At 38.8% G+C, this 6349-nt stretch carries 5 protein-coding genes and 1 pseudogene; all 6 read right to left on the reverse strand.

Annotation, left to right across the window (positions count from 1 at the left end):
* Positions 1 to 46 precede the first annotated feature (46 nt).
* A complete protein-coding gene (locus tag DVW83_RS10105; RefSeq protein WP_104660931.1) occupies positions 47 to 625 on the reverse strand; it encodes an SGNH/GDSL hydrolase family protein in 579 nt (192 codons plus the stop codon).
* 121 nt (positions 626 to 746) lie between these two features.
* On the reverse strand, positions 747 to 1199 hold the full coding sequence (locus DVW83_RS10110; protein WP_104660932.1) for an ASCH domain-containing protein: 453 nt from the start codon (positions 1197 to 1199) through the stop codon (positions 747 to 749).
* A 365-nt stretch (positions 1200 to 1564) separates the two neighbouring features.
* Positions 1565 to 2371, reverse strand: a pseudogene (locus DVW83_RS10115) (class C sortase); the annotation flags it as partial.
* A gap of 398 nt (positions 2372 to 2769) precedes the next feature.
* Positions 2770 to 4623, reverse strand: a complete 1854-nt coding sequence (locus tag DVW83_RS10120) for a SpaH/EbpB family LPXTG-anchored major pilin (RefSeq protein ID WP_104660934.1) — start codon at positions 4621 to 4623, stop codon at positions 2770 to 2772.
* Positions 4620 to 6041 (reverse strand): SpaH/EbpB family LPXTG-anchored major pilin, encoded by a 1422-nt coding sequence (locus tag DVW83_RS10125; protein ID WP_137239337.1) that lies wholly within the window; start codon positions 6039 to 6041, stop codon positions 4620 to 4622. Before DVW83_RS10125 ends, DVW83_RS10120 begins: the two co-directional genes overlap by 4 nt.
* Positions 6038 to 6349, reverse strand: a 312-nt coding sequence (locus tag DVW83_RS10130) for a prealbumin-like fold domain-containing protein (RefSeq protein ID WP_137239339.1), incomplete at its 5' end; no start/stop codon positions are given. The genes DVW83_RS10125 and DVW83_RS10130, both read right to left, overlap by 4 nt.

Genomic DNA, 6349 nt, shown 5'->3' on the forward strand with positions numbered 1-6349 from the left:
GAAGTGATAAAAACCACTTGCCAATCAGCAGGAGCTAGTTTTCGCTTTATTTTTGTTGTTCGTTTCTTTGGATCAACTGCGCAATCAGCGAACCTAAAAAATGATAGCCAAGTTGTGATGGATGTAATCCGTCTGATTGTAAATAGATCGTTGGATCAGTGAAAGAACGTTCATACTGATAGAAGTCGATAAAATCGCTAGCGGTTTGCTCCGCTACTTTTTTAGCTAGTTGAGTGTATTCCACTAAGATGACTGGATCTGTCTGAGTTTTAATCTTTTCATCTACATAACTTGGTCCTACTAAGATGATCCGACTGTCTTTAAATTGATCTATGATGCCCAACAGATTTTCTTGAAATGCTTTTTTGTTTTTACGATTGTTGATTGCATCATTGATGCCGACGTTCAAAACGACATAATCAGCGGTTAATTCTTGGTCAATCTGTGTCAATCGTTCCAAAGCACTAGTCGTAGAATCACCTCTTTTTCCTAGATTGGTTATAGTAAAATCTGGTAACCCTAACGCACGCAGCGTGTTCAAAAGCTGCTGATCTAAGGCGTGTATGACTTCTCCTTCAAAAAGTCCTGCAGCGATGCTATCGCCAAATATAATGATTTTTTTCATTTGTGTCATCCCTTTTCTTTTATACACTTCAATCTTAGCACCCTACATAAAAAAGGAAAACTCTAAAGGGGAAAGTATAAAAAGATTTTATCCTTCGATCAAATTATCTGATCGATAGCTGTTAAACACGATAGCAGACTCGGAATGTTTCACAATAGAGGATTTCTTTTTCCGTAAAGGTCAGCCCATAGGTATGAAACACCTCTTGAAAATAGTTCAGATGGGCGTAGCGCCATTGTGTAAGACTGCGATCGTCTTCACCCTCAAGGTAAGCAAAATCAGCTGGAATATCACAAAAAGCGATTTCGTCTACAGTTATTGTTTGGATGACTGCCTTGGGTTGGCTCTTGCCATCCAGGATGATACTGTATTCTTTTTCCTTGGGAAGTGGTTCATCGTCGTAGTCAAATAACTTTTTGGCAGAACAGGTTCCAGTCTTTTTACCCTCCAACACTAAGGCAAGTAAACTATCTGCCATCGACGGATTGCTCCCGAAAGCCCATACCTCATATGTGCTGTCTTTAGCTTCAGGATGCATCGTTACAAATTTTTCCCATAATTCGAGTACTTCCATGTTAGTCTCCCATTTATTCCATGGTTTTATTCATAGAATCATTTGATGTAATAGATATAAGGTACTTTTTTTGTTCTTTGAATGACTACTTTATTATTTTGTCGTTTCAATCGGAACTGTTTGTCTTTAGGATGTCTAATGGATGCGCGGATTTTCCCACCGTTATCAAAAAGAATAGCATATTTCCCACCTGATAGCATTTCATTCACTTGCCCTTCTTCATTTGGTGTCACATTGATTTTTGAAGGCTTCTTTTTGTTCAAACTTTGTATCGTAACTGACTGGATTGTTTCGTTTTGCAGTTGGAAAGACAACGGATATTTAGTGTGACGAATCACTTGGTTCCCCCAGATACGATAGCCAAGATAAATGATTAGTCCAAAAATAAGTAAAAGTGTTCCAATCAGTAGTAATAAAAAGAGCTGTTGCTGGTTTTGTACTTTTTTGGTTGTTTTTTCTGCTTGCTCTGGAGAATAAGGGATCCGGTGTCCGCGAACCAATAGTCGATGGCTATTGATCATATAAGGCGTACAAGTCAAGAGTGTAACAAGATCCTTGTCCGGTTCGATCCTCAAATCGTCTGTATCTGTTGGTTCGATGGTCTTGATCTGATCTACTTGATATGCGTGGGTGCTTTTGTTGATTTCGATCAAGAAGGTATCTCCAAGTACTAATTTCGGTAAGTCAGTGAATAATTTTGCTTGGGGTAATCCTCTATGACTTGAAAGAACTGCGTGGGTGCTTTTCCCGCCTGTTGGATAGGAGGTACCTTCAAGCAATGATGTACCTTTTTCCAGAAGCACTGCACTAGTCTGATCAAAAATAGGTAACCGGACATTGATTTTAGGGATCGTCAAGATTCCCAACGTATGTTTTTGCAAATAGGTATCATCTGCTTTTTCTGGTTGCTCTTTTGTCTTTTTAAAAGGATCAGCTCCCGGGTTATTTCCTTCTTTTGCTAATTGTCGGTTTTTTTCTTCCATTTTTTTTTGGATTTGTGTCATCTTTTCTTTGTTTTCTGAGGCTGCTTGTTTCTGATAATGACTGATTATTTGTTGATCCAAATAATTATTCAACGCATCACTGACAAAAGGATAGGCTAATGCAAGAATACCTCCGAGTAATACTAGAAGCATGAGACAATCCCAGAATCTTCTCTTTTTCTTATTCATACTTCTCTCCTTTCGTTTATAAAAATCTGTAGCATGAAAAATCTCTTTTCTTTTATCTAAAAAATCCGAATAAATAATGGTGATGGAAGTATTCATTTCGTAAATAAGCCAGAAATCTCAAAAATTTGAAAAAACAAATTTCTTGATTTCTGGCTTATTTAGTGGAGTCTTGGACAAATCTAAAAATCAGTTTTGCTAAAGACGCTAATTCCGAATAAACGGTGTCCAAAAGTCAGGTTTTTTGGAAATTTTGAAAAAAGAGGCTGGGACAGGAGTGTTTAACTCCGAGAATTTCGGCTTATTTCCTAAGGAGTTGCTTCTGCTCCCACTGTTTATTCTTTTTTTCCAATTTCTCAAACCTAAACGACTTTTGTCTCGACTTCCTTTCAAGAATTCGATTAATAACTTTTTCTTCTTGTGAAGTAGATACCTGCAATTACAAGAAGTACTGCACCGATACCGATATAAAGGTAGATCCCTTTGCCACCAGTTGAGGGAAGTGTTCCCTTGTGTTTGTTAGGCACTTTTTCTGGTGAAACCAGTTCTCCGGTTGTCTGGTAAGATGAGCCGTTTACATCAAATGAGATGCGGTTAGTTAACGGTACGTAATTTTCAGGTGCTTTTATTTCTTCAAGATAATACGTTCCGTATTTCAAACCAGTAACATCGATCAAACCATCTTTTTTCGTAGTGAAAACTGTTGCTTGATCTTTTGCTGTTGTCCAGCTGACTGCTTTTGTTTGAGGGTCAATCACTAAATAGTTTGCAGTATCTGAATCTTGATCTCTTACAACGAATTCTGCATCAGCTAAAGGTTCATCAGCAGAAACATCTCCATCGATTTTAACAAACCGTTTTCCGCCAGTTACGACATCCACTTCTGGTGGTGTTTTGTCTTCAGTGTGTCCATTGTCGACATTTGCTTCATTGGTAAATCCTTTTGTTGGATCAGCTTGTTCATTCAAATGCATGAAATAAGTGAATTTCAATGTAGCTCCTGGTGTCAAAAATGGAATATAAGCTGGGTCCACCGCGACTGTAAAGCCGTTTCCTTGTTCTGTTACAGTATAGTGTGATTGATCGATGATCGTGTTGCCATCATATAAGACGTATCCAGTTTTACCAGCTGGTGTGTTGCTAAAGGTCAAAGCAGCATCATGGGTATCTACTAAATTGAATTTTGTATATTTATTTGCTGTTCCTTCTTTATCGGCAATCCCTTGTGGAATATTGACAGAGATTTCATATTGGATATCTTCTCCGATAGCAACATCCTTTCCATCTAGTTGAGGAGTTGTTTTTTCGACGTGTGACGTATCATTTTTTATGATTTTTTCAACAGGTGTTTGACTTTCTTCGATAATCTCAAATGGCGTTTTTGTTTGATTATCGATCAACGCTGCGTTATCTGGTGCTTTGACTTCTTCCAAAATGTAAGAACCTACTTCTAGGCTATCTACTGTCAATTTCCCTTTATCTGTTGCCACTTCAGTGAAGTCTGTACTACCGATATCATAGGCGTTTCCAGTTACAAAATGTTTTGCGGCATTCTTATCTGTAGTCCAAGTGTAAAGGCCGTCTTTTACGCCTTCGATATATTTCACTACGGCCCCTTCTGCTTTAGAAATGATGAATTCTGCGCCGTTCAATGCTTCATTTTCAGCTGTACCGATTTTTTTGACAACTAACGTACCGTCACTAGTTACTGTATTTTTAGGATAGATATGAACTGTGTTCAATTCTTCTGTCCCATATTTATAAGAACCATCTGATTGTTTAATCATTTCATAAACTGGGAAAGCAATCACCATGTTTGTTGCTCGGATGACCCCAGCTTTTGGCTGTTCTTTGATGACGTATACGGCATCTTTTCCGTTTTGTGTTTTTGGTAAAGACAAAGTAAGATTTCCTGCTGCATCAGTTACACCTGTCGCAGTTGGATTACCAGGCGTCAATGACTGCACCGCTTGTTTCGCGTCATCTACTGATTCTCCGTTGTTGCGGTGATCGTAAAACTCTGTTGTGACATCATAAACTGAAAATGTCACATCACCCAATCCTTGATAATGATCAAACTCGCTCATTTCTTTCCCTGTGTTTTGGATCAGCGAATCTGGTAGATCGGTCATTTTTTTCTTATGGATGATGACTTGTGCTGAGGTGTCAGCAGCATAAACATCTGCTCCGCTAAACCAACTTGCTAAGATCGGAACGATCAATAATAATGCACTTATTACCATTCTCTTTTTCATTTTTTCACTCCTATTTTTCTTTTGATATGCATGCTTACAACGAATAAAATCATACCAAGCCCTACGACAAACCATAGTGTTCTTCGTTGTTCATTTGTTTTAGGCAAGAATCCTGTTCCCTTTTCTTTTTTATTTATAACTTTTAAAGGGGCTGTTTCTTTTCCAGATTGCTGATAGCTGTATTTGGTTACCTCGAAAGGAATCGGTGATTTATTTAAGATATACCCAACTGGTGATTGGACCTCTTCTAACTGATAGTTTCCATAAGCAAATCCAATGATCGAAAATTCCCCGTCTGTATCAGAAGTGACCGTAGTAGCTTCCTCACGTTTCGTTGTCCATGTGGTATGTCCACTTTTGCGAGATAGATAGTTTCCCTCACTGTTTTTTACGATAAAAGTGGCACCAGCTAAACCTGTTTGATTTTCGTTGGCTACTTTGATGAAATGCTTACCGCCTGTGTAGACAACAGCTTTGTCAATGTATGAGAATGAACCAATGTCTAATTTTCCTTCATTATTGATTGCTTCATCTGGAATTGCTTTATCGTTCAAACACATCTGGTACGTGAGTTTGAGTGCTTTTCCAACATATTTCTGTAAGAATGTAAGATCAAAATCGACCGTAAATCCATTTGATTCTGTGTGTAAGCGATAGCCTTCTGTCATTTTCTGGCCGTTGATAGAGAGTGCGATTGTTTCAGGTAGAAGTGTCAATGCCGCATCTCCCTGATCACTGATTTTGAATTTGTTGTAATCGAGAAGATTCACTGGTATAGTCGTATTCAATGAATAATTGATCTTGTCGCCTATCGCAAAATCACGTTTGCCTTCTTCAATCTTTTTTTCAAAAGGTGGTGCTGGATAGGCATTTTCTTCATTTTTAGGGTATAAATGAATGGTTGCTAATTCTTGGTTGTCTGCATCATTGATTGGCAGAGCAACAACAAGGTTGGCTGCTTTTTCTTTGACTATTTCTGGTGCTTTCACTTCTTCAAAGAGATAGACACTGTCACGCCCTTGGTTGTCTTTGATTGGTAGTTGGAAATTAGCAATACCATCTTCATTTCCCGCTGTCTGGGTCACTTGTTCTGCTATTCGGTTCCCCGCGCTAGCACCTTGAATAGCAATTTTTTGTTGCGCGTCTCCCACGCTCACTCCGTCTCTTCTCAGTTGATAGAACGTATCAGTCACGTCATAAGCGGCGAAGGTCACATCATTCAATCCTCGATAGTTCTGTAAAAAAGTTTGCTCTTGTCCGGTGTTTAGTTGAGTCTCTGGTAATTTTCCATTTTCAAAAAGTAATTTATGCAGAGTGAATTGAACAGTGCGTGTTTCACTCTGTGCCTGGTTCTCCTTTGGGAAACTAAAGAGACAAAATGGAATCAAACAAAGAACGAGCCATTTTAGTTTTTTCATTTCATCACGTCCTTTCCGTGATTTCTCATGAAGAGATAAACACCTGAAAGACCTAGAGCAATAAGTCCTGTTAGATAGATGCCAAGGCGGCCGGAGCCACCAGTTTCAGGTAGCGGTACTTTTGCTTGGTTCGTGACATCTAAGCTGATTTGATTATGTTGCTCTCCATCAACTAAGACATTTTTCACTGCAGTGCCATCGATCATGACTGTACCATCTTCTTGGATCACGACTGTCACACTCTGTTTCAGTCCTTGATAGCCTTCTGGCGTGTATGTTTCTGTCAAGGTATACGTACCTGGCTGTAG

The organism is Enterococcus sp. VV15 (assembly GCF_005236045.1).
In the GTDB taxonomy this organism is placed as follows: Bacteria; Bacillota; Bacilli; order Lactobacillales; family Enterococcaceae; genus Enterococcus_B; species Enterococcus_B durans.

Excerpts from the sequence above, each read along its gene's own strand:
- DVW83_RS10125 (WP_137239337.1), bottom strand. The coding sequence starts at position 6,041 with ATGAAAAAACTAAAATGGCTCGTTCTTTGTTTGATTCCATTTTGTCTC.
- DVW83_RS10120 (WP_104660934.1), bottom strand. The coding sequence starts at position 4,623 with ATGAAAAAGAGAATGGTAATAAGTGCATTATTATTGATCGTTCCGATC.
- DVW83_RS10110 (WP_104660932.1), bottom strand. The coding sequence starts at position 1,199 with ATGGAAGTACTCGAATTATGGGAAAAATTTGTAACGATGCATCCTGAA.
- DVW83_RS10105 (WP_104660931.1), bottom strand. The coding sequence starts at position 625 with ATGAAAAAAATCATTATATTTGGCGATAGCATCGCTGCAGGACTTTTT.